The sequence below is a fragment of the Hymenobacter lutimineralis genome (assembly GCF_008271285.1).
Lineage (GTDB): Bacteria > Bacteroidota > Bacteroidia > Cytophagales > Hymenobacteraceae > Hymenobacter > Hymenobacter lutimineralis.
The window spans coordinates 1-2611 of sequence record NZ_VTHL01000047.1; the positions used below are offsets into that span (position 1 = coordinate 1).

A 2611-nucleotide genomic window follows, 5' to 3' on the forward strand; every position below is an offset into this window, starting at 1 on the left:
TGTTGCAGAATGGCCACAATCTGGGCCTCGCTGAATCGTCCCTTTTTCATTTATCAGTCGTCAGGTAGTGAAAGTTACGGCTTTCTCTACTCACTACTGGCTCACTTTCTAGGGAAGCGTACACCTTCACCTTCCCTTCTCTCCCATGAATAAAACCTTTACCCTCGCCGTAGCGGCTGCGCTGGCCGCCGCTTCCCTCAGCGCCCGGGCGCAGACCATTGCCGTAGATGGTGTGCTGTCGGCCAACGAAATCAGCTCCTCGGGCTACCAGCTGCTGGGGCGCTATACCAACCCGCACAGCTTTGGTGACGCTGGCCTACTGGCCCTCTACGCCACCGCCGATGCCACCAACGTGTACTTCTTCCTAGCCGGCACCCTGGAAACCGATGGCGCCCCGGGCACACTCAATCACGTGCGCAACTCCCTACAGTTGTATGTAGCCCGCCCCGGCGTGGCGGCCGTGCCGGTGGGCACCGCGCTGCCCGAGCCTGCCGCCAATACACCTATCACCTCCTTCAAGCGCGTGTCGGCCAAGCTGGATTTGCCCGGTGACTTCGCCATTGGGGTGAAGGGCAACGACCTGGCCAATCAGGTGCAGGTAGATGGCGTGGTATACCGTGCCGGCTCGCCGGCTACAGCCGTTACCAAGCCTCTCAACGCCAGCGGCGTGAACGTGCTGACGGGACTCCCCGTCACCATTAGCACCACCCAGGCCACCGGGGCGTACGCGCTGTTCGCCAACGCCGTGGTAGCCTTTCGCAACAGCACCCGTCTGTCTACCAACCCCGGTACAGCCACCCAGGGCGGCGCCGGCTCTACCGGCCTCGAAATTTCCATGAGCCGCGCCAGCTTGGGCTTGCCGGCTGCCGGTGGCGCGCTGGAGGTGTTTGCCCTCCAGAATAATGCCGACGGAGACTTCTTCTCCAGTGACATTATCCCTCAAAACACTGCGCCCGCCAATGGCGCCGATGGCAATGGCAGCCTGCAGCACAGCCCCGATTTCACGGCCATTGCGGGCCGTCAGGCCGCTACGCTGCAGCTCACCGCCACCGGTGTGCTGGGCACCAAAGCAGCCGAAGCAGCCTTGGCCCTGCGCGTATACCCAAACCCTGGCGTAGGCCAAACGACAGTCGCCTACCAGGTAAAGACTACGGCCCAGACCAGCGTGGTGCTTACCGACCTGCTGGGCCGCACTATCCGCGTCCTCGATAATGCGGTGAAGGCGCCAGGCCTGCACGCCACCCGCATCAGCACTGCTGATGCGGGTGGCGTGCAGGCCTGATCCGTGTGCAGGTAGGCAACTTAGTGGTTGTGCGGAAAGCCATATTGATGTAAGCTACTTATTCCTAGCTATTTTGATGGGTGACTGGTACCGGAAACACGTGTTACCAATGACTCCGGAACCGGTCACCTTTTCATTCTCGCCCTGCCAATCCCAGCAACCTCGTCACTCACAAGCTGTACCGACGGGCCCACGGCGACCTGGCCGCGCTATCATCACGCTGAAAAGTTGCCTGCAAACCACAGTTCAGCCCATTGTCAAAAACAGCCCGTGAGGTAACGAGACCAATATGATTCCCAACGGCCCGTCGTACCAGCTTAGTAGCCTGAAGAGTGGCCCGCTGGTAGCCCCGCCCCTGGTTGCTAAGGAGTAGGGCTGGACTTTGTGGTACCGGCACCCAGGCGGGCAACGTGGCGGAGGGGCACGGGCCAGTCGCAAAGTCTAAGGCTGCCCCTGTGAGGACCGCCCGCGCCCTGCTGGATTGATCCGGGCTACCGCCGCCCCCGACGAAACCACCTCCAGGCTCGCCGCTATGCTCACGGCCATGCTGCATGCGGAAAAGAAACCCGGCGCTACGGCCGCAGCTGCCGAAGCTCCGGTTGCTACCGCCTCGGCCTGGAAGCGGAACCGGATGGGTGTGCGGTAGTGGTTGATATTTGTCGTTCATAAAAAAGAAGTCCAGCGGATTTGCTGGACTTCTTTTTTATGAACGAGTTACGCTTACCTAAGTAAAATTTCTAACCCAACAGGCTACAATGCAGTCTGGTTACCTATACCCCGTTGTTACACTAGCTCATTTACAGTTAATGACAGGTTTTATCTCTGCATTGAACCAAGCTATAATTCTTCTCTGACGCTCTTCATCTAGCCCGTGGTTTAAATCTACCCACTTACTCTCGGGGCGTGGGTCTTTCACGCTGACTAGGAACATGGCTGATTCTTTATCAAATCCGGGTGTGACGACCGTCTACAAAATGCAATTATGTTGCGGAGAGAAGAAATAGAATACATAATTTACCGGATACGTATCTGGCCCATCCTGAAACGAATATCTATGATCATACCTACCCGTTGCTTTCAAGCGGGTAAGGCGCTGAATAATAGTATCACCTGGCATGTGGAATGTACTTCTTCTGCATAGCCATAAGGACCAGCGAATCCACCACAAGCGCTAAGAAGTATTATTCCTACTAGACAAAGGGTACCTATAGCGGATTCGTGAACGGTTCGTCCACTTACCTGGCGGTCTGTGTGTGATACCCGCAGTGGTCAAACCAGTTGCGCGCGTCTTGGCTGGTAATCCAGTTCAGGGCCTCGTGCAGGGCTGCT

General features: G+C 57.6%; 2 protein-coding genes. Both read left to right on the top strand.

The window, feature by feature from the left end; all coding sequences use genetic code 11:
- Positions 1-145 precede the first annotated feature (145 nt).
- Positions 146-1282, top strand: coding sequence for a hypothetical protein (locus tag FY528_RS21090; protein ID WP_149072983.1), 1137 nt, complete (start codon positions 146-148; stop codon positions 1280-1282).
- A gap of 481 nt (positions 1283-1763) precedes the next feature.
- Positions 1764-1928, top strand: a complete 165-nt coding sequence (locus FY528_RS21395) for a hypothetical protein (RefSeq protein ID WP_187632239.1) — start codon at positions 1764-1766, stop codon at positions 1926-1928.
- The last annotated feature ends 683 nt before the right edge of the window (positions 1929-2611 follow it).